This is a genomic window from Dyadobacter sp. SRI_021 (genome assembly GCF_057586235.1).
On sequence record NZ_JBYCZM010000009.1, the window covers coordinates 178678 to 200141 of the forward strand.

14 protein-coding genes are annotated in these 21464 nt (G+C 51.8%); 5 read left to right on the forward strand and 9 right to left on the reverse strand.

The features are described from left to right. Genes AC2YIT_RS24985 through AC2YIT_RS24995 form a run of 3 tightly spaced genes read right to left on the reverse strand, consistent with a single transcriptional unit; the run spans nt 1 to nt 8250 of the window. Entirely contained in the window at nt 1–2118 is a 2118-nt protein-coding gene (locus AC2YIT_RS24985; protein WP_487281039.1) for an alpha-glucuronidase family glycosyl hydrolase, read from the reverse strand. Nucleotides 2119–2149: 31 nt separating this feature from the next. Continuing rightward, nucleotides 2150–4102: a sialate O-acetylesterase gene (locus tag AC2YIT_RS24990; protein WP_487280991.1), complete on the reverse strand. Its 1953-nt coding sequence runs from the start codon at nt 4100–4102 to the stop codon at nt 2150–2152. A 35-nt stretch (nt 4103–4137) separates the two neighbouring features. Next, a complete protein-coding gene (locus tag AC2YIT_RS24995; RefSeq protein WP_487280992.1) occupies nt 4138–8250 on the reverse strand; it encodes a hybrid sensor histidine kinase/response regulator transcription factor in 4113 nt (1370 codons plus the stop codon). A gap of 281 nt (nt 8251–8531) precedes the next feature. Between AC2YIT_RS24995 and AC2YIT_RS25000 the strand changes: the two genes are divergently transcribed. The 5 genes from AC2YIT_RS25000 to AC2YIT_RS25020 all read left to right on the forward strand — a co-directional run bounded on the left by AC2YIT_RS25000 (nt 8532) and on the right by AC2YIT_RS25020 (nt 16944). After that, on the forward strand, nt 8532–11768 hold the full coding sequence (locus AC2YIT_RS25000; RefSeq protein WP_487280993.1) for a SusC/RagA family TonB-linked outer membrane protein: 3237 nt from the start codon (nt 8532–8534) through the stop codon (nt 11766–11768). A gap of 7 nt (nt 11769–11775) precedes the next feature. Continuing rightward, entirely contained in the window at nt 11776–13590 is a 1815-nt protein-coding gene (locus AC2YIT_RS25005; protein WP_487280994.1) for a RagB/SusD family nutrient uptake outer membrane protein, read from the forward strand. 23 nt (nt 13591–13613) lie between these two features. Next, nucleotides 13614–14666 carry a glycoside hydrolase family 43 protein gene (locus tag AC2YIT_RS25010; protein ID WP_487280995.1) on the forward strand — a complete coding sequence of 351 codons (1053 nt, stop codon included), beginning with the start codon at nt 13614–13616 and terminating at the stop codon, nt 14664–14666. A gap of 125 nt (nt 14667–14791) precedes the next feature. Then, nucleotides 14792–15880: a Gfo/Idh/MocA family protein gene (locus AC2YIT_RS25015; protein WP_487280996.1), complete on the forward strand. Its 1089-nt coding sequence runs from the start codon at nt 14792–14794 to the stop codon at nt 15878–15880. Nucleotides 15881–15882: 2 nt separating this feature from the next. Further along, nucleotides 15883–16944 carry an endo-1,4-beta-xylanase gene (locus AC2YIT_RS25020; protein WP_487280997.1) on the forward strand — a complete coding sequence of 354 codons (1062 nt, stop codon included), beginning with the start codon at nt 15883–15885 and terminating at the stop codon, nt 16942–16944. A gap of 124 nt (nt 16945–17068) precedes the next feature. Here AC2YIT_RS25020 and AC2YIT_RS25025 read toward each other — a convergent pair whose 3' ends face one another. The 6 genes from AC2YIT_RS25025 to AC2YIT_RS25050 form a co-directional block, all read right to left on the reverse strand. Beyond that, a complete protein-coding gene (locus AC2YIT_RS25025; RefSeq protein WP_430847036.1) occupies nt 17069–17539 on the reverse strand; it encodes a hypothetical protein in 471 nt (156 codons plus the stop codon). A gap of 165 nt (nt 17540–17704) precedes the next feature. Then, on the reverse strand, nt 17705–18139 hold the full coding sequence (locus AC2YIT_RS25030) for a hypothetical protein (RefSeq protein ID WP_487280998.1): 435 nt from the start codon (nt 18137–18139) through the stop codon (nt 17705–17707). Between the two features lie 469 nt (nt 18140–18608). Continuing rightward, a complete protein-coding gene (locus AC2YIT_RS25035; RefSeq protein WP_487281040.1) occupies nt 18609–18938 on the reverse strand; it encodes a hypothetical protein in 330 nt (109 codons plus the stop codon). A gap of 232 nt (nt 18939–19170) precedes the next feature. Further along, the gene (locus tag AC2YIT_RS25040) at nt 19171–19611 is read right to left on the reverse strand and encodes a hypothetical protein (RefSeq protein WP_487280999.1); all 441 of its coding nucleotides are present in this window, start codon (nt 19609–19611) and stop codon (nt 19171–19173) included. Further along, complete coding sequence (locus AC2YIT_RS25045; protein ID WP_487281000.1) at nt 19608–20486, reverse strand: hypothetical protein; 879 nt, start codon at nt 20484–20486, stop codon at nt 19608–19610. The genes AC2YIT_RS25040 and AC2YIT_RS25045 overlap by 4 nt, the downstream gene beginning before the upstream one ends. A gap of 157 nt (nt 20487–20643) precedes the next feature. Further along, nucleotides 20644–21189, reverse strand: a complete 546-nt coding sequence (locus AC2YIT_RS25050; protein WP_487281001.1) for a hypothetical protein — start codon at nt 21187–21189, stop codon at nt 20644–20646. Nucleotides 21190–21464 lie beyond the last annotated feature (275 nt).

Here is a 21464-nt window from a genome sequence, read left to right on the forward strand (position 1 = left end):
TTATCTCATTAAATAGGTGTTCACACTTCTCTTTACCTCTTCCAGCGTCCTTTCCGGTTTGGGATGAATGGCGGGGATGGGCCGTTTGGAGAACGTCTGCAAATACAGCACCCAGGCGTCCCGCCACCAGATCGCTTCTTTGTGCTGCTTTTCAAGGCGACCGGAAACGTCGGCATGGATGGCCGGGTCGATGGAAGTTTTCAGGCCGGCCCATTGTTTTTGCATCCACAATACCGAATCGGCGCCGGTATAGAACCGGTGGCAAAGCTCATCCCAGAGCGTTCTGCCGGAGCTTAGCTTCTTAGCCCACGAAATATGATGGAACCAGAGTAAATAGGGGAGCGGGCAGGTTTCGGCATCGAGCCAGGCGCGGCTTGCTTCCGGCCGGTATTGCTGCAACGCATTGCTGCCGGTGGCCGTCCGGTCGAATCCCAGGCCCAGGGTATCGGCCCGGTGGTAATAGATGGCCGTCCAGTCGGGGCGGGAACTGCGGTTCTGCCAGGGTTCGGGGGCGTAATGGCTGCCGGTCCACGGGCGAGAGAGGCCCAGCGGTGTGTTGTAATCCACATAAATTTCTCTGGAACGCAGCATGATATCGCCGATCGTGGCCACGGCCCTGCTTTCGGTGGTAAGGGTGAGCTGCGTCCACTCGCGTGCGATGGCTTCCGGGCTGAGGGTATGGTCCCAGGCCAGCCGCCCGAATGCGTACCAGTTGGCCTGGGCCATCGGGTGGCCCGTCCAGTTGCGGTCGGAGCCGGTGTTGGCCACGCCCGCAATGCAGGTCAATGGATAGCGATGCAGTGAGCCGTCGACAATGCTGGCGACGGTCGAGCCCTTTCCTTTTACATAAGTATCCGCATCAAGGCATTCCTTGAAGAGCGGGGCTTCGTAAACCCAATGGGTCGCGAAGCCGAGGTATTCCTGCGTGAGCTGGAACTCCATGCCAAGCGGCGTGCGGGGCATATTGCCGAACAGCGGCGAAAATGGTTCCCGAGGTTGAAAATCGATCGGGCCGTTTTTGACCTGTACAATCACATTTTTGGCAAACTTCCCGTCGAGCGTGGCGAATTCATCATAAGCGGCTTTGAATCGATCTGCATTAGGATCCGCCTTGTACACAAACGCCCGCCAGATCACCACCCCGTTGAACGGCGCAAGCGCTTCGGCGAGCATGTTGGCGCCGTCGGCGTGGGTACGGCCGTAATCCTGCGGGCCCGGTTCGCCTTCGGAATTGGCTTTCACCAGAAACCCTCCGAAATCGGGAATGATACTGTAAATCTCCTTTGTTTTTTCAATCCACCATTTCCTGACTTCCGGGTCGAGCGGGTCGGAAGTTTTCAACCCGCCGAGCGTTTTGGGCGCCGCAAAATGGATGGACAGGTAAGTTTTAATACCATATTTCCTGAAAACACCGGCCAATGCAGCCACTTTGTGCAGATACTCGGCCGTCAGAAACCGCGCACTCGCATTCACATTGTTCACGACCGTACCATTAATCCCAATCGACGCATTGGCCCGCGCGTAGTCGGTGTAGCGTGGATCTACCGTTTCGGGCAACTCGTACCATTTCCACAGCGACGATCCCGCGTACCCGCGCTCGATCGTTCCTTCGGGGTTATCCCAGTGATTCAGCATGCGTAACTGGATCTTCGGGCTGCTTTGGCCCACGGCTTTTTCGAGGGGCAAATGCTGCTGCAAATGCCGGAGCAATGCAAAACTGCCGTACAATACGCCTGCATCCTTCGAAGCGGCAATTACTGTATTTCCCGATTGCATTTGAATCGAATAGCCGTCGCCGGGCGCGGCGCTGGCTGAGACGGTAAGGATGACGCCGTTTTGATTGCCTACCGGAGTTTTTACAACCGGAATTTGCTTGCCGAGCAGGGCGGTCAGGCCGGTTTGAAGCTCTTTGGCCGCATTGTTCAGGATGTCGCTGTTGCCGGACAGGGCTATGAAGTTGAAGGATTTGGTGTAAGCGGTTCGTGCCGTATTATCTGAGATCCGGTCGTATTTCAGCCAGAGCCGGTAGCCGTCATCGCCAGAGGCGTGACTGTTTGAGACTATTGCAAAAATCAGAAATAACAGGCAACGGGTAATGAGCAAGCGTGGAGAAAACATCATGGGTCGGGTTTTGAGTTTTTTGGTATGGTCAATGGTTTTGGGCATGTTTCACATCCTGGCCATCTGTACGAAAAGGAGACGCCGGAAGCCCCGCTGCATTGTAAAAATTGACGCCTTCGGGATTATCCTGCCAGGCATAGCGGACATACTTCGGCGCCTTGACTTGCTCGCTGCGCAAAGTAATCCGGTCTTTTCCCAGTATTTCTGCCTGGGCCCAATAGAATTTTCGGTCGTCGCCCGCGACGGCAAACCAGCGTAATGGCTCGTTATCAGATGCAACAATGCCCTCGCCCACGTGATCGAAAGTCAATACGACCTTATCGTTTGCAATGTCGTATGATTTCAGCATGGGTCCGGAATAGATGATATCTTTTTCGCCATAAGCCAGGTTCCGGGCGGCCAATGCCAGCCGTTTACCGATATCTTTCTTGTTAAGCGGGTGAATATCGTTCCATTCGCCGAGGTCGATGGTGACGGCCACGGCGGTATTGGGCAATGTGAGTGCCTTGTTCTGGGCTTCCCGAAGCAAGGCGATATTGCTTTCCGCCGGGGTGTAGTCGATGTCCTGGAAATTGGGCAGCTGCGCCACGAGGAAAGGTAACTTGTCGTCGTGCCAAAGCGTCCGCCAATCACGGATCAACGCCGGGAGTAATGCATTGTAAGGCTCCGGGTTTCCGGTGTTGGATTCGCCCTGATACCATATGAATCCCTTGATTTTCATCGGCAGAACCGGGGCGACCATTGCATTATACAACGCCGTCGGCTGGTTCTGGTGCACGAGCCTCGCTGGCGGCGTACCTTGTCCCGGAGGGAAAACAGCCCCGACTTTGTATTGCCAGGTGCCTTTCAAGTCGATGGTATCGCTGCCTGTCGTCATGAAATACGGCTTGTCGGGCACGAAGCCGCCTTTGCCCGATGAATTGGTAACCCTGATCACGAACGTATTTTGCCCTGCTTTAAGCAAATCACCCGGGATTTCGTACCGGCGGGGTGGGTACTGGTAGGTAATATTGCCGATTTTCCGGCCGTTGACGTACATTTCGTCGGCATCCACAATGCGCCCCATGTACAGTTTCACCGGCTTCCCGGCCCAACTTTGCGGAATATTGATTATTCGCCTGAACCACACCACGCCATCCAATGCCTTCAAGCCCTGATCTTCCCAGTAACCAGGGATATTGAAGTTCCGCCATCCTTTGGGCTGATATTCAATGCTCTCCCAATGCTCCGTCCGGCCCACGTCTGTCACTGTGCGCTCCTGCGGGACCACGTTCACGATGCGGGCGAATGCATTCACGTAGCTCGTGTCCTTATTTTGCGAGATGATTTGTTTAATGTATTCAAAATCCTTGAAACCGTTCTCGCTGATCCATGCCTCAATGGGCGTTCCTCCCACCGAGCTATTGACAATACCGATCGGGACCTGGTGTTTTTCATAAATTTCACGGGCGAAAAAGTAGGCGACCGCCCCGAAGCTAAGCACGTTTTCGGGACTGGCCGTCTTCCATTCGCCTTTCGGGAAATCCTCCGTCGGGCCGTTCAGGCTGGTGAGTGTCGGCACGAAAAAGTTGCGGATATCAGGAAAGTTCGCCGAAGCAATATCGTTCGGGAAACGCTCCTTTACGCGCTCCATGTTGATCACCATATTGCTCTGCCCGCTGCACAGCCACACATCCCCGAATGCGATATCGGTCAGGCGGATTTCATTCCTGCCTTTCAAAACCATCGTGTAACCCGTACCTGCTTTGTGCGCAGGAAGCGCTATTTCCCATTTTCCGGCTGGATTTGCCGAGGTTTTATAGGTTTTTCGGTCAAATTGAAGGGTAATATGCTCTTTCGGCGAAGCCCGGCCCCAGATTTTGAGCGGCTGGTCACGTTGTAAAACCATGTGATCAGAAATCAACTTGGGCAGGCGGATTTGCGCGTACAGGGGCATGACCGTGCACAGGAGGAGCGGGGTCAGTAATTTTGAAAGCTTCATGCGGAACAGTCCGAAGGTATTTAAAGTGTTATAATTCAATGGGATACTTGTAAAATAGACTGTCGTTTCATCGCCTTGTATTCCGAAGGCAGCATATTGAATTTGGCCTTAAACGACTTCGTGAAATAGTTGGGCGTAGCAAACCCGGCCGTGTACGAGATCTGCGAAACGTTCATATCGCTTTTTTCGAGCAATAGCGCTGCCTTTTCCAGTTTGATCGACCGGATGAATTCAATCGGGCTCTGTCCGCTGATTTCCAGCACCCTGGTGTAGAGCGTGCCGCGGCTCATACCCACGTGCCGCGCGAGATTTTCGACACTGAGCTGGGTCGAATTCAGGTTGTCCTCAATGTAGGAGAGCATATCGCGAAGCAGTTTCACATCGCCGGATTCAATCGCCTCGTCGTGGCCTGTCATTTGTATTTGCCTCGAATACACATTTTTAAGGAGCCTGTTGAGCAGCAGCAGGTTATTGATTTTTACATTCAGTATTTCAAAATTGAAGGGCTTGGTCAGGTAATCGTTCGCGCCGGAGCTCAGCCCTTTCAACTGCTGCTCTTCCCCGCTCGATGCCGTGAGTAGGATGATCGGGATATGGCTCGTCCGTTTGTCGGACCGGATCTTTTCGCTCATCGCGAGCCCATCCATTTCGGGCATGGCGATGTCGCTCACGATCAGTTCAGGATGGCAGCTCAATGCCTTTTGCCAGCCTTCTTTGCCGTCGGCCGCTTCCAGCACACGGTAATGCGGTTCGAGGTTTTCTTTAAGATAATGCCTGAATTCCGCATTGTCCTCCACGATCAGTATCCGGGGCACTTCGTCGAAACCGGTTTGCAGGGCTTTGCTTGTCGTTTTCAGGACGTTTTCAGCGGAAGCAGGTTCGGCGGGCGGGGTGGCAGGCGCAATTTCGACGGGGTCGAACACCCAGGTTTCGCACGGAAGCCCGACCGTGAAAACGCTGCCTCTGCCGCCATTGCTGCCAACTGTAATGAATCCGCCGTGCATTTGCACAAATTCCTTCACGATCGACAGGCCAATCCCGCTGCCCTGGTTGAGCACGGAGGCGTCGGCATCGTCCTGGAAAAAGCGTTCGAAAATTTTCTCGTAATGCTCCGGGGAAATGCCGATTCCAGTGTCGGATACCTTGATATACAGCCAGTTTTGCTGCGTGTCGTCGGTTCCGCAATTCAGCTGTAACGCCACTTCGCCGCCTTCCGGCGTGAATTTGAATGCGTTGGAAAGCAGGTTGAACAAAATGCGTTCCATCTTGTCGGCATCGAAATCGATCAGCAGATGCGCGACGGAGCTGTCGAACGTGAAACGGACGCGTTTCCGTTGCGAAAGGTCGCTGAACGAGTCGCAGGCGTCGCGGACGAAAGGCACAATATCGGCGCGGCGGAGATCGGCTTTCAATTCCTGTTCCTGCAAATTCTTGAAATCCAGCAGTTGGTCCACGAGGTTGAGCAGCCGTTTGGCATTGCGCCGGATCGCCGAAATCTGGGGCTGATGGGGCGATTCCTGCGCGAGCAGGTTTTCCGCCGGTGCGAGAATGAGCGAAATAGGCGTCCGGAATTCGTGGCTAAGATTGGTCAGGAACTTGATTTTCAACCTGTCGAGCTCCTGTTTGCGTTCGGTCTCGCGCCGCGCCTGCTCGTCTCTGAACTTCCGGTGCAGCCTGCGGATACCACGCCGCCGCATGAGGTACACGGCCACAATGGGCGCCAGCACATAGAGCATGTAGGCATAAACGGTGAGGTAGAAAGGCGGCTTCACGGTCACTGCAACGGTCGTGGGGGGAGAGCCCCAATCGCTGCCGTCGCTGCTGGCCTGTACTTCGAAACGGTAATCGCCGGGGCTGAGGTTGGTGTAACTGGCCGTGGTAGCGTGGCTGGCCTGCTGCCATTCATTTTGCAGTCCCACGAGGCGGTACCGGTAGCTGGTCTGTTCGGGATTGGTATAGTTAAGCGCCCCGTAACCGATCGAAAAGTTCTGCTTGTAATCGAGCCGGATCGATTGCGCGACGGAAATATCGGCATCGATCATACCCGCATCGGCGGATGTAACGGCCCGGTTCCCGACTTTCAGCTCCCGGAGTATAACATGGTTTTGGCCCTGGTGCTTTTTCAGGCTGCGGGTATCGATGTAGTTAAAACCCGCGATACCACCGAAAAACAGCACATTGTCGGACGTTCGCAGGCCCGCGCCCAATGCGAAAGTGTTGTTTTGCAGGCCATTATGCGCAGTGTAGTTGGTGAACTTCTTTGTATGCATATCCAACAGGCTGACTCCCTCATTGGTACTCACCCAGATCCGCCCCTGCGCGTCTTCCAGCACCTTGTTGACCATCCCGCTCGGCAGCCCGTTGTCGACGCCGAATGTGACAAATTTGCGTGTTTTCGGGTCGAATAGCGCGAGCCCTTCGCCGCCGGTACCTGCCCAGATGTTGCCGCGGCTGTCTTCCAGGAGCGAGAGCACATTGTTGCTGGGAAGTGCTGCTGTTTCGCGGTCGAGCAGGATCGAAACCCGTTTTTCAGGGTCAAAAACGGCGATGCCGGTGCCGTGAGAGGCTATCCACATTTTTCCGTGCCGGTCCTCTAAAATGTCGCGGATGTAAGCATTCAGCGGGATAATGCGTTTCAGCAGGGAGGTGTTGGGGGTGAAAAGCCTTTCAAATTGCTTTGTTTCAGGGTGATACACGTCGACGCCTCCGCCATTTGTACCGATCCACAGCTTCCCTTTTTTATCCAGAGTCAGTGAAAAAATGTTGTTGTTGCTCAATGAATTGGCTTCCGGGCCTTGCAGGAACTGATCGTACCCGCCCGTCGCGGGGTTCAGCCGGAATAGTCCGTCCTGAAATGTGCCGATCCAGAGCGCATTCGGTGAGGTCAGTTTCAGGGAAAGAACAGCCAGGCCCGCCGATGCCGCCTTGTTGCGGGCATGAATGGCATATTGGCGGAAAAGATTGGTTTTGCGGTCGTAGAGGCTCACGCCGCCATCGTCCATTCCCACAAAAATACGGCCGTCGGGATGTTCTGCGAACGACGTCACAAAGGGTGCACTGAGGCCATACGGGTCGTAGGGATCGCAGCGTTTCAGCCCGAAGAGCGTCAGGTTACGATCGTATTTGTTGACGCCGCCTTTGTAAGTGCCCAACCAGGTAATACCGGCGGGGTCGGTGAAGATGGCACGTATAGACTTATTCGTTATACTGAACGGCGTACGCGGGTCGGGCGTGTGGTGCGTGACGTGCCCCGTGCGCGGGTCGATGATATTCAGCCCGCCGTCCGTGCCGACCCATACCTCGTTCCTGCTTTGCGCGGTGATAGCAAAGACCATATTGTTGCTGATTGAATGGCTGCTTCCCGGCTGGTAACTGAACCGCCGTGCTGGTTTGCCATCCGCAGAAAGGGTAAACAGGCCACGCTGCGTCCCGATCCACATATTGCCAGAGCTATCCTGGCTGATGGCCGTTACGAAGTCGGCCCCATCCTGATAGACCTCGTTACCACGGTAATCGACGGGGATGAACCGGTTTTGTCTACTTACAAATCTGAAAAGCCCATTGCCGGTCCCGACCCACATTTGCCGGTCCCGGTCGCGGAAAATCCGGTGGACGTGCTTGCCTGCCACCTGCGGCGGGGTGCCCGGGACGGAAGCGAATGGCAGGATCTGCAATGTATTCGGGTCAATCATAACAAGGCCTTGTGTAGTACCTGCCCAGATTTTGCCCTGTGCATCCTCGCATAGGGAGTTAATGCTGTGATGAGTTTTGATCCTGACGAATGAGTCCTTCCGGCGATCGTACAAATGCAGTGACCCGATGATCGTTCCTACCCAAATGCGGCCTGCGCGGTCCTCGTAGAGTGCCGAAACGTCGTTTGATTTCAGCGAAGTCGAGTCGGTTTTCCGATGCCGGTAAACGGTAAAGCCCGTACCGTCGAACTTGCTGAGGCCGTCGTCGGTCGCAAACCAGAGCAGTCCGTAGCGGTCTTTGAGGACCGCGGTTACAGTGTTGGAAGAGAGCCCGTCCATGGAGGTAATGGCGGTGAAACGGGGCGGCTCGTTTTGGGCAACGGCCACCCGTCCGGTGCATACAAACAGCAACGGCAAGCTCATCAGAAAGTGCAGCAACGGCCGGATTCGTATCAAGGTTTGTGCAATGAAAGGTGATTTACTGTAAAGACGAGGAAAACGGGTATTTCTCCATCCTCCGGGATGGGTTAAATGCAACTTTGTCCCTGAATCCGCCACTTTTAGCCCGTTTTTGAACATTTGTTCCCATAGTTTAAACAAATGTGCTCACGGCCGGCGTGGCGGTCATACTACTTTTGTCCATTGTCAGGTTACCATAAATTATTGGAATCATTATGTTCTAAAAATATATTGTCAAAATGACAAATAAAAATTTTCAACAAAAACCCTGCAAGCCAATGCGCTATTTTTTACTGAACAAGAGAAACCGGCTCTGCACATTAGCGACCATGGGATGGCCGCTAATGCTGGCGATGACGTTGGCCCCCGCTGACGGCGCCCGTGCATCGGAAACTGATTTGAACAGGCACGTCCGCCAGGCCGTTGCCGATGTGGAAGTAACCGGAAAGGTTACCGGGGAAGCCAGCGATGCATTGCCGGGAGTGAGTATCCTTATTAAAGGCACCACGCGCGGAACGATTGCCGACGAGAACGGCAATTTCCGGATTACCGTCCCGGACAATGAGCAAACGGTGCTCGTGTTTTCGCTGGTAGGTTATGCCTCCAAAGAGGTAGTGGTAGGGAATCGGAAAATCATTAACGTATCGCTCGCACCCGATCATAAAGTACTCGAAGAAGTAGTAGTGGTCGGCTACGGAACGCAGCGTAAGCGGGACGTAACCGGCTCGGTAGTTTCGGTGAGCGAGTCGACGCTCAAAGAGGTGCCTGCGCCGAACCTCATCAGCCAGCTCAAAGGCCGCGCGGCGGGGGTGTCCATTATCAGTAATGGCAGCACGCCCGGTTCCCAGGGGCAGATCAGGATCCGGGGTAACCGTACACTCACGACCAGCTCCGGATCGAGTGATGGTCTTGACGGCCCGCTCGTGGTGGTCGACGGGATACCATTCGGAGGTTTGAACGACATCAACCCCGACGATATCCTGAGCCTGGAAGTATTGAAAGACGCTTCCGCAACGGCGATCTACGGTTCGCGCGGTGCGGGCGGGGTGATCCTCGTGACGACGAAAAGAGGGAAAGTCGGCAAGCCGGTGTTCAGCTACGACGGCTACCACGGAGAGACACGCATCATGGGCAAATTCAACGTGATGAATGGCGCCGAATATGCCCAGTTTAAAGCGGATGCGGCCAAATATAACCGTACCAGTCCGGGAACGTCGGGCTATCTGCTCACGCCGAAAGAACAGGAAGCCCTCGACAAAGGCGTGTCCACCGATTGGCAGGACCTGATCTACAAGCCCGGTTTCATGTCTAATCACCAGTTGGGTATGCAGGGCGGCGTTGAAAACACGCAATACTCGCTGGGTTTGGGGTACTTCAATGAAACGGGTATTATCCCTAATCAGAATTTCCAGCGCTTCAACCTTCGCGCTACCATCGATCAGCGGATCGGGAAGAATATCAAGATCGGACTGAACACACTCAATACCCTTACCTACCAGAACACGCCCGGCGGGGGCGGTGTGCCGGGTGGGCTCGTGCGCCTGACGCCGCTGGCTTCGCCCTACAATGCGGATGGAAGTGTAAATATGTTCCCGTCCGAAGGCTCCATCGATGCCGCCGGCGTGAGCCCGCTCACGATCATAACCAAGAAGGATTCGTATCTTGGCCGTACACGCTCGGTGCGTACATTTAACAGCCTGTACGCGGAAGTGAACATTCTGCCGGGTCTGAAATACCGGTTCAATGCAGGTTTGAATTTCAGCCAGTCGAACTACAATGGCTATAACGGCCCACTGACTTACTTCAATTCGGCAACGGTTCAATCCTCGTCCACCGCCGAGATCAGCAATACCGAGTACTGGGATGTGAACCTCCAACATTTGCTCTACTATGACAAGACCTTTGCCGATAAGCACAAACTGGGTTTCACCGCATTGTATGAATATACCAAAAACCACTCACTGGGCAGCCGTTTCACCGTGACGGGCGTACCGGCGGATTACATCAAAACATCCAACTTCTCACTGGCGTCCGGTCAGCCCGTCGCGAACTCGGATTTTGGTAACTCTTTTTCGGAAACCGGGCTGCTCTCGTACATGGGAAGGCTCAATTATAGCTATGACGACCGCTATTTGCTGACTTTGACCTTGCGCAGGGACGGTTCTTCCACTTTGTCGCCCGGTAACCAGTATTTCAACTACCCGGCCATCGGCCTGGGATGGAATGTGATCGAGGAACGGTTCATGAAAAGTGTGGATTTTGTTTCGAACCTGAAACTGCGTGGCGGCTGGGGCGTGTCGGGTAACCGCAACGTGGGCGCATATGCGACACTGGGTGCATTATCGGCCGGTTACTACAATTTCGGAACGGGTACCGCCGGGCAGCAGCTGGCCTACACCGTTACGAGCCTCCCGGCGAGCAACCTGAGCTGGCAATCGACATCACAGGTCGATATTGGAATCGATTTCGGTTTTTTGAATAACCGCATTACCGGTTCGGTGGATTGGTACCACCAGAAAACCAAGGATATTTTGCTGTCGGTACCACTTCCGCCGAGCAATGGCGCCGGTTCTACCCTGAAAAACCTGGGGAAAACCGAAGGTAAGGGGTTGGAAGTGGCCGTTACTTTTGAGATTGCCAGAAAACCGAAAGGGTTCAACTGGAGCGTGGACGCGACCTATTTCTTCAACCGCGAGAAAATCACCCAGCTGACCACACCGCAGGAAAAAGCCAATCTTGGCGCGGGATGGTTTGTCGGACAGCCGCTTTCAGTGATTTATGATTACAAAAAACTGGGCATCTGGCAGCTTGCCGACGCGGAGAACGGTACTTTGGCCAAGCAGGTGTCGCCTGTGCAATATCCGGGGCAAATCCGGGTCGAGGATTTGAATGCGGACGGCAAAATCGACGCGAGCGACCGCCAGATCCTGGGTAATTTCCAACCCAAATGGGAGGGCGGCCTTACCAACCGTTTCAGCTTCAAAAACTTCGATGCCTCGATCGTTACCTATGCGCGGATGGGCATGAAAGTGCTTGTGCCTTATCTGACAGGTAATTCCACAGGTTCGGGCGGGTTTGCATTCTTCAACCAGAGCCGTGTTAACCAGGTGAAAACGGATTACTGGACCGATACCAACCCGACCAACGCATTCCCCGCTCCCGACGCCAGCAGTGCGGTTGCCAACTTCGGTTCGACGCTCGGGTATTACGACGGCTCGTTCATCAAATGCCGGAGCATTAACCTCGGGTATACGTTCGCGAGCGATGTGATCAAGAAGATCGGCGCTTCGTCAGCCCGCATTTACGTGAACCTCACCAACCCGTTCATTATCTATTCACCGCTCGTGAAGGATAACCTCGCGATCGATCCGGAAGGGAACAGCTATGCCAGCGGCCAGTCGACGCTCAACCCGCAGGGGGCCAGCGAGCGTGGCGCGCCGGAGCGACAAATCGCCGTAAACCTCAACAACCCGCCGGTAAGGCAATTCACCGTGGGCGTAAACCTTAAATTCTGATCCGACTATGAAATCCATCAAAATATTCATCACCGCCGGCATGATCGCATTGCTGAGCTCCGGTTGTGAAAAAGTACTCGAAGAACATCCGCAATCCCAGATCGTCCCATCGTATTTCAATAGCCCGTCGGGTGTGCTCGGCGGCATTGCCGGGGTGTATAACGATATCCGCAGCCAGTGGGGGACCGAAGGTTTTACCGTCGAAATGCAGGCCGGTACCGACGAGTTTATCCAGGGGCTCAGCGCGGGAACGCCCATTCCTTACACTTATAATGGATTGAACGGCAGTAACTTCGGTTCGGCCTGGGGCGTTGCGTTCCAGGATATCAATACCCTGAACGGCGTGCTGCAATACGGGCAGACCATCGACCTGCCCGAGGCGACCCGGAAGCAATACCTCGCACAGGCCAAGTTCCTCAGGGCCTTCTGGTATTTCTACCTCGTGCAAACCTGGGGCGACGTGCCTTTGCATACCGAGTTTATCACCGTGCCCTCGCAGGCGGCGTCCCGCCAGCCCGCGGCGCAGGCGTATGAGTTGATTATTAAAGATTTAACAGAAGCTGCGGCTGATCTGCCCAACCAGCCTACTGCGCCGTTCCTGGGCAAAGCGGCTACCAAACCCGTGGCGCAGTTCCTGCTCGCCAAAGCATACCTTACCCGGGGCTGGTTGAACAATGCGGCGGCCGATTTTACCAAAGCAGCTGCATTATGCGACGAGATCATCGCCAGCAAGTCGGCTTACGGGCTGGACCTCTGGCAGGATTACGGCGATGCGTTCGTACCCGCCAATGACTATGGAAAGGAAACGATGTTTGTGAGCGATCACGTCCTCGATCCTAAATATGGCTATTACAATGTCGGTGGAGCAGCCGGCGGCGGCGCTGCGCAGAATCTTTCGCCCTGGTTTACAAACTGGAATTATCCCAACAACAGCGGTATCAATTCCTTCAAGAACGCCGCGGGTGGGTTTGTCAATAGCGGTACTTCGGGCATGATCCGTGATTCATACTACGGTCGTCCGTATGTCCGTATGCGTCCTAACTCCGACAAATGGCCCACCGGCCCGCACGCCGGCAAGAACTACTTCCTCGATCAGGCATTTACCCATCGGGATGTGGATTCGCGTTTCGCCAACTCGTTTTATACGGTTTACATTTCCAATACATCCGTTACCAATACGGCCAATGCGGCCAACAACAGCCGCGGGATCGGCTATACTACCGTTGTTGGACAGGATACCGCCGTGTGGCTGCCTGACTACGAGGTGCCTGGCGCGCCGCAATTTGTCGGTACCCGGCCATTCAAGGGCATTGTGGTGCCACCGAGCATGTGGAACAATGGAATTTTCCCGGCATTGAAAAAATTCATGGACCCGAGCCGAGGGGCTAATTTCAACGATCCCTCGACGCGTCCCTGCGTTTTGTACCGCTTTTCGGACGTGTACATGACCGGTGCGGAGGCGTATTTCAAAGCCGGTGACGCTGCGAAGGCCGCCAGCCTGATCAACGTCGTGCGGCAGCGTGCGGCATACCGCAAGAGCAATACCACCGCTCAGAATGCGGCAGCCGTCGCAGCGATGACCATCACTGCCGCGGATGTTACGCTGGATTTTATCCTCGACGAGCGCAGCCGCGAATTTTTCGGCGAATGGCAGCGCTGGCACGACCTCGTGCGGACGCGATCGCTCGTACGCCGCGTGCAGGAGTGGAACCAGGAAGCGGCACCTTACGTGAAGGATTTCAATATGTTAAGGCCAATTCCTCAGTCGCAGATCGATAGAGTAGTGGACGGTCCTGCTTTTCCACAAAATTCCGGATATTAAACCTTATTAATCAGCCTATTCATATGACCCGCAGCTTTTTATCGGCCGGTTTCTTGGCCCTGGCGGCAATTGGCAGCATTGGCCTGAAAACGGGCCTTTGCCAGCAAGCCAAAGTGAAACCGTTGGTCACCGACCTGTTCACCGCGGATCCGTCCGCACATGTTTTTAACGGCAAAATTTACATTTACCCTTCCCACGATATCGAGGCCAATGTGCCGCAGGACGATGAGGGCGGCCATTTCAATATGCGGGATTACCACGTGTATTCGATGGACGCTATTGGCGGCAAGGTAACCGACCATGGCGTGGTGCTGGATTTGAAAGACATTCCCTGGGCGGGGCGCCAGCTTTGGGCGCCGGACGCCGCATTCAAAAACGGTACCTACTATTTGTATTTTCCGGTCAAGGATAAGCAGGATGTTTTCCGCATTGGCGTAGCTACTTCCAAATCGCCTGCGGGGCCTTTCAAAGCAGAGCCCGAGCCGATTCCGGATAGTTACAGCATCGATCCGGCCGTTTTTACCGATACCGACGGGCAGACTTACATGTATTTCGGCGGTATCTGGGGCGGGCAATTGCAGCGCTGGCATTCGGGGAAGTATGACAAAACGCTTTCCACTGATCTGGGGAAAGGCCACGATCAGGAGCCTGCATTGAGCGCCAAAGTGGCCAAAATGAGCGGCGATATGCGCACATTTGCCGAAACGCCCCGTGATGTACAGATTCTGGATGAGCATGGTAAGCCGCTACTTGGCGGAGATCACGACCGCCGGTTTTTTGAAGGCGCATGGATGCACAAGTTCAATGGCAAATACTATTTCTCGTATTCCACCGGCGACACGCATTTGCTTTGCTATGCGGAAAGTAACTCGCCTTACGGGCCATTTACCTATAAGGGAGTGATTATGAAACCGGTAGAAGGCTGGACGACCCACCATTCTATTGTCGAGTTCAAAGGCAAATGGTATATTTTTTACCATGATTCGGAATTATCGGGAAAAACCCACTTGCGTAACATGAAGGTACGCGAGCTCGTGCGTGACGCGACCGGCGCGATCGTCCCGATTGTACCTTGATGCTAGCGACCAACGGAAATAATGCCAATATATTAGTGAAACGGGCGCCGGTACCGGCTTTTAAAGCTGTACCGGCGCATCCGTGCCGATGATCTCATTTAAAAAAGCATTCAATCATCCAAGCTATGCAAATCGAAAGACGCGATTTTTTATCGACATTAACCCTGGCCGGGGCCGCTACTTTGTTCTCAGGAAACCCGCTGATCGCCGCTACTTCCCCGAAAAAGGATAAACTGGGCATCGCGCTCGTGGGCTTGGGCTATTACAGCACCGACCTGCTCGCCCCCGCGCTGCAACTGACGGAAAAATGCTATCTCGCCGGCATCGTTACCGGCACACCGTCGAAAGCCGAGGCATGGAAAGCCAAATACAACATTCCCGACAAGAACATTTACAATTACCAGAACTTCGACCAGATCGCCAAGAACCCGGACATCGACATCGTATACGTCGTATTGCCGCCGTCCATGCACCGCGAGTACGTGGTACGGGCTGCGAAAGCCGGTAAGCACGTGTTTTGCGAAAAGCCGATGGCTCCGTCCGTGGCCGATTGCGAGGCGATGATCGCGGCTTGCAAAAGCAACAAGGTGAAGTTGGCGATCGGCTACCGTTGCCAGCACGACCCGAATATCCAGGCTTACATGAAAGTGGCAAAAGAACAGAAGTTCGGAAAAGTGAAGATGGTCAACAGCGCCGCCGGGTACTTCGACGCCCGCACTGATCACTGGAAGCAGAAAAAGGCGTTGGGAGGCGGCTGCATGGGCGATATGGGCGTGTACGCATTGCAGGGCGCGCGCCTGGCTACGGGTGAGGAGCCCGTGAGCGTGATCGCACAGGCGTCGACGACCCGTCCCGACATTTATAAGGAGGTAGAAGAAACGATGATGTTCATGCTCGATTTCCCAAGTGGGGCGAAGGCGGCATGCCAGACCAGTTTTGGGATTAATATGAACTACCTGCAAGTGAACTACGAAAAGGGCTGGCTGAAAATGGAGCCGCAGTCCGGTTACAACGGCAACAAAGGAAGCATGTCGGACGGTACCCTCATTAATTTCCCCATCAAAAGCCAGCAAGCCAAGCAAATGGATGAGGATTGCCTCGCCATCATAAACAACACCGACCTGATCGCCCCCGGTGAAGAAGGCCTGCGCGATATCCGCGTGGTGGAAGCCATTTATAAATCGGTAGCGACGGGTAAAAGCGTAAAAATATAGGTATGCAAAAAACTCCCCTGTTTCTGGCCGCGCTACTGGCGTCGACCGCCGCATTGGCGCAGCAAAAGACTTTGAAGGATGCCTACAAAGATTATTTTCCGGTAGGCGTGGCCGTGGCTCCGAGGAACCTCTCGGGGCCGGAGGCGGAGTTCATCGCGAAGCAGTTCAACAGTATTACACCTGAAAACGCGATGAAAATGGGCCCCATCCACCCCGAGCCCGGCCGCTATGCCTGGGAAGCGCCCGACGCGATCGTCGCATTTGCGAAAAAGAACGGCATGAAAGTGCGCGGCCACACGCTCTGCTGGCATAACCAGACGCCCTCATGGTTTTTCACCGACGACGCGGGCAGGCAAGTGACACGCGAAGTGCTGCTCGAACGCCTGAAACAGCACATTACCGACGTCGTGGGGCGTTACAAAGGGCAGATTTACGCCTGGGACGTGGTAAATGAGGCGGTACCCGACACAGGAACGGGCATTTACCGCGCGTCGAAATTTTATGAGATCATCGGGGAGGATTATATTGAAAAAGCATTCGAATATGCCCATGCCGCCGACCCTGCCGCAAAGCTTTTTTACAATGATTACAACACTGAGAACCGTGCCAAGCGGGAGAAGATTTTTCAGTTAGTTAAAAAACTGAAAGAGAAGAATGTACCCATACATGGCGTAGGTTTGCAGGGGCATTGGTCTGTATATGAGCCTTCGGAAGGCGAATTGCAAGAGTCGATCAGCCGGTTTGCAAGCCTGGGGTTGGCGGTGCAGGTTACCGAGTTGGACGTGTCGGTGCACGTAAAAGAACACGGCCGGCGCGAGCGTACGGAGGCAGACAATGCCCCCGTGCCGGCGGAAGCTTTTACCAGGCAGGCCGCGCAGTACGAAATGCTTTTCAATACATTCCGAAAAAACCGCGGTGCACTTACGGGCGTTACTTTCTGGAATGTGTCGGACAAAACGACCTGGCTGGATAACTTTCCCGTGCGCGGCCGGAAGGATTACCCGCTGCTGTTTGATGAAAAACTGCAACCAAAGCCGTTTTTTAACAAAATCGTCGATTTCTGAATGCGGCTATCCAATAGCCCGTGTAAATTGATTTTTGAGATAGCTCCGCATGCCGTTGCGGAGCTTTTTTGATAATGGCGATTGTGTTTAGGAATGAGGCGGGGGAATTGAGGGGGCTGTTGTCTTACTGCCTTTTCAGCAAAACATCTCCTTGGTAACTACTTCCTTTGAATGTCTCCTTAATGTTGGCGGCCAGATGCTTGCCCGCGAGCTCTGCTGTAATCTCGATGTCCGAGGATTGAACTACGCCATCGATCGTCGACTCTACCTTTTGTTTTATTTGGAATTTGTCAGGCTCAGTCAGTTCAACCTTGTCGAAAATTACTTTCCTGGGTGGTATTGAATCAATATAATCCTGCCATCCGTCCCCATCAAAAACCGTTTCCTCCTCGTGCGTCAGCCGAATCTCTTTTTCAGACAATTTATCAATTGTCCAGCGAACTGTGATAGTCACGTTAATATCGTCAAGGACCTCCTGAGTGTTTTTTGTCTGATAGACTCCAACGAGATCACGAGTCAGATCGGGAACCGGATCCTTGTCTTTTTTACATGAGAGGATAAAAACTAAAACCAGCGGAAATAAATATCGGGCCATTGAGAGGTGAGGTTTAAACTAATCGTAATCCTGATGCAATCAATCTGGATAAATGGCAAAACGGGTCTTATTATGAGGGTTTGTGTTGGCAATTTTATCTGCTGACAACTTAAAGGCATTAAACCTGTTATAGACTCTATTTTATTATTCGAATCTTCGACAAACTCAAAGTAATTTTTTCTTCATTTCTTCTACTTTGCTGGCCGTACTGTCAGCGAATGCCAGATAACGGTTAGGTTCGCCAAACAAGAATTTGCGACCATCTCGAAAACAGATCTGATACAGCGAGAAAAATGATGACACAATTCGGATGTCAAGGAATTCGGATTTCGGGTAAATCACTTTCCCATAGAAGTTTTGAATTATCACATTTTCGTCATTGTAAAAGATGCCTGAGAACTTCATTAGGGCGTATAACATGCATGCTACAAGTACGCTTGGATAGAGGAGGGTGACTGCATCCGGCCAATGAAAACTTGATGAATTAATTGTTGAAATTATTAATGAAGACCATACAAAGCTAATAAATATCACAATAAATCGAATTGCCACGACGGAGCCCGCCAGACTGGAAATTCCTGTAAGAGATTTCGGTTTCATGGTGTTGATTCTGCTAACAATAAGCCGGGTAGTGAGGTTTGACATTGTATTTCGGCGGCACATCGGTCATATTTATACCGTCCTAAAAATAGAAAAATTTTCAACTATTTAATGCATGCTCTCTTCTGGTTTTCAAACCAAGGCTATGGCGAACAACCCGTTTCACGCTTGTTCTTGCTGCAATTCTTTTCATTATAGACGGCTTTCGAAATCCAAACTTCATGATTAGGGATATTAAAAGTCAACAGTTGCACTCACTCCTTGAAACATACGTCTTATTCCCGTTTGAATTAATGTAATAGCAGCCACCTTGGGGGCCTTTGTGTAGCGACTTTCCGTTATGTGTGCCGCATCCTCCGCCCCCCGGATCGACGTCGTCGGAAGAGCAAGCGGTAGCAGTGAAGAACATTAAGAAGTAAATTAGGTAGGATAGCTTTTTCATGAATTAGGGGAGGTTTATAGTGAACGCTTATTTTCGGCGGTACGAACTGCCCGTGGATCCCCGAAAGGAACTGCCAGAAGACTTTCGGTAGGAGGATCCAGAGGATTTGTGGTATGAACTCGATGATGATGATCGGCGGGCAGAGCTTCGGGACGAGTGCGCTGTTCCGCTTTTTACATACACTTTATTGCCTTTTGAATTTATGTAGTAATGGCCGCCACGTGGACCGGTGTAAATGGTGGCGCCGGTACTCGGAGTGCTTCTATAGGGTTTGCTTGTACTTGCTCGGCGGCTGGTGTTCCCGGCTTGTACGTTCCGATCACAATGAAAAAATCGAGTTATAATATCTGCAACAATGAAGCCCGACGGGCGGTGTGATTCTTGCTAGGAAGCGATTGTGTCTGCTACATATGGTCTCAATGCTAGTGGAAGGCAAGGGAGTGGAGTTTTACGAAGTAATCAGCATAAAAAATCCCGGCACTGGTCCGGGAGGTTTTAAGTGATGGATATCGGGTAGATACCGAGTGCCAAAAGGAGATTAAGATCCGACCGTGAGACCTCGATCCATTATACAAATAGGTGCATTACATCACTTATTCTTTGTGTTAATCATAAAAATTCCCATACCAGTGTCCTTGAGAATGTCAATTGCGCAGATAAATATCGCTGTCAAAACCGTAGAAAAGGCCATTTGATGGTATTCACCTAGCCGGTCACACATAAACTTACTGTTATAAAGTATCAATACCACAACAGTTATTCCAATAAGCCAAATTTGAGAAATAATGGACAGCCGAATCTCTGAAACAGTATCTTTAAAGTTAGTATTGTAGGTTATCGCCAATTCATCGAGCTTGGCTATCAAAATCGCACATGTCGCAATGTTAATAGCAAGCAATGTGATCGATATCTCAACAAGTTTTTCTTTCAAAAACTTAGTCAGGTAGTCGCTTTGAAGACAATTGCACACCATCGTCACTAATGCAGCAGCGACTATATACAGCGCAATTTTTTCGAGCTTACGTTTCAATGGTTCAATATCTGATTATACATAGTTTGCACTACTGCAATATCGCCATTTATTTCCACTTCCTCAATTTGAAAACTCTCAATAGTGCTGTTTGTCCTAATGGTTTTTTTCAGCCCTTTTACTTTTATTTTGATGTCCGATGCTCCTCCTTCAGTCGCATAATTGGCAATATCCACGAGAGGCTTGTTATCCTCATTGACGTTTTCGAGGACTCGACCTGGCGCAGCCTTTAATTCAATGTCAGTACGATTACTTCCTGTGAGGGTGACTAACCCTTTCAAATGGTCCGATAATGACTTTGATATCTCAGATATATTCGGCCTTACGATTTCAAACTTGATAGCCGTAATACGGTGTTCGTAGCTTTTTATCAGCTTCCAGAAGCTCTGCTTTTCTAATATTGGATTGATCGAAATCTCCAAATTGTACTTTTCGAGGGCCCTATTAAAATTATCGGCAAGTATGTTGGCGACAACGAACGAAGATTCAAATGCGGTACGATTCCTGCTAATGGCTATTTTTTGAACTTTTGGGTCATTATTGATAACCACCTGTACGGCCATCACTGCTTCGACGTCTATTTGATTGAAGTCTTTGTCCTCTATATGCAATGTCCTTTCCGGCCCTAGCTTCAATCCAGTGAAGTTGTCTTTATCGAAATAGATTTTGTGGTGTAGGGTGTTGCCATGTGCGCTCAGGAACACCCTAATGCCCAATATTGCTTCGTGGAAAAATTCATTTTTCCTTGCTTTTAGCTGGTCAGCTGTAAATTCTTGCCCGAATAGCTCATATTGAAAGTTACTCCTGGGACTGATTTGAAATCTAAAAACATCGTAGCTGGCCTTTTTAAGAGGCTCAGATTTCTTTTTTGTCATTAAGTATGTTGGTTAATTGTGACCGATTTTTAAAGTCAATCTTTCAGCCGGAACCCGGCCTTCAGCGTTTCAGATTTTGAAGGACTGTCACCCTGTCTTTAAGCGAGTTATGATAGCGACCCGACGGATCGATACGTGACTATTTGTAGTCGCTTTGTTACCAATCGTCTTTGGAATTGTTCTTGACTGCGAATAGATCCGAAAAATACCGATCAACATACTCGCCACCTTTTAGGACAGTCTTGGACATGTCCCAGTCCTTACCCTTTCCCCATTTGGTAAATACGTCTGTCGAGGTAGCAGTTCCCACCCCGGCAGCGTGCCATTCCATGTTGTTCATCGACACCTTGTATTTTCCATCTTTCCAAACGATCGAGACTGTGGCGAAGAATGGATGGTTGAGATACAATATGGTATTGCCCCATTTCCCGCCATACTTTTTGTAGTCGATAGTGCAGTCTTCGATTTTCGCGGAGATAATTCCGTCAGATTTTGAAAAACCCTTCAAATTTTTTACTCGGGGTATTTGCTCTATGAGCAGGCGCTCGATGTTGGTCGCCGAGAGGCTATCCAGGACGTATACTTTTTCAAAGAATACTTGACCGTTTTCCAGCTTAATGCTTTCGTAGGGCGACTTGGATTGAGCAAATGCCAAGGAGGGAGGCAGGAATGAGAGAAAGAACCAGAATAAAGTTTTTAACATCTGATAAGAGGGTAATTGGTTACAATCGTAATCTTACCAACATCCTATCAAATATCAAAATAGTTTGATGATAGGTTTCATGTTGGGTGGCGGGATTGATGAAAGCTATGAGGACGCATTGAAATAGTCTCATGTCGTGTACATTTATACTGCCTTCTAAGCAGTAGGTCTTTGCTTCGAATCCAAACGGGATCGATTAAAATCAAGTACTTTTCTTATTTTCTGAGTGTTTTTTGTTTGGCTAACAGTGAAAATGACAATGATTGAACGGGCTT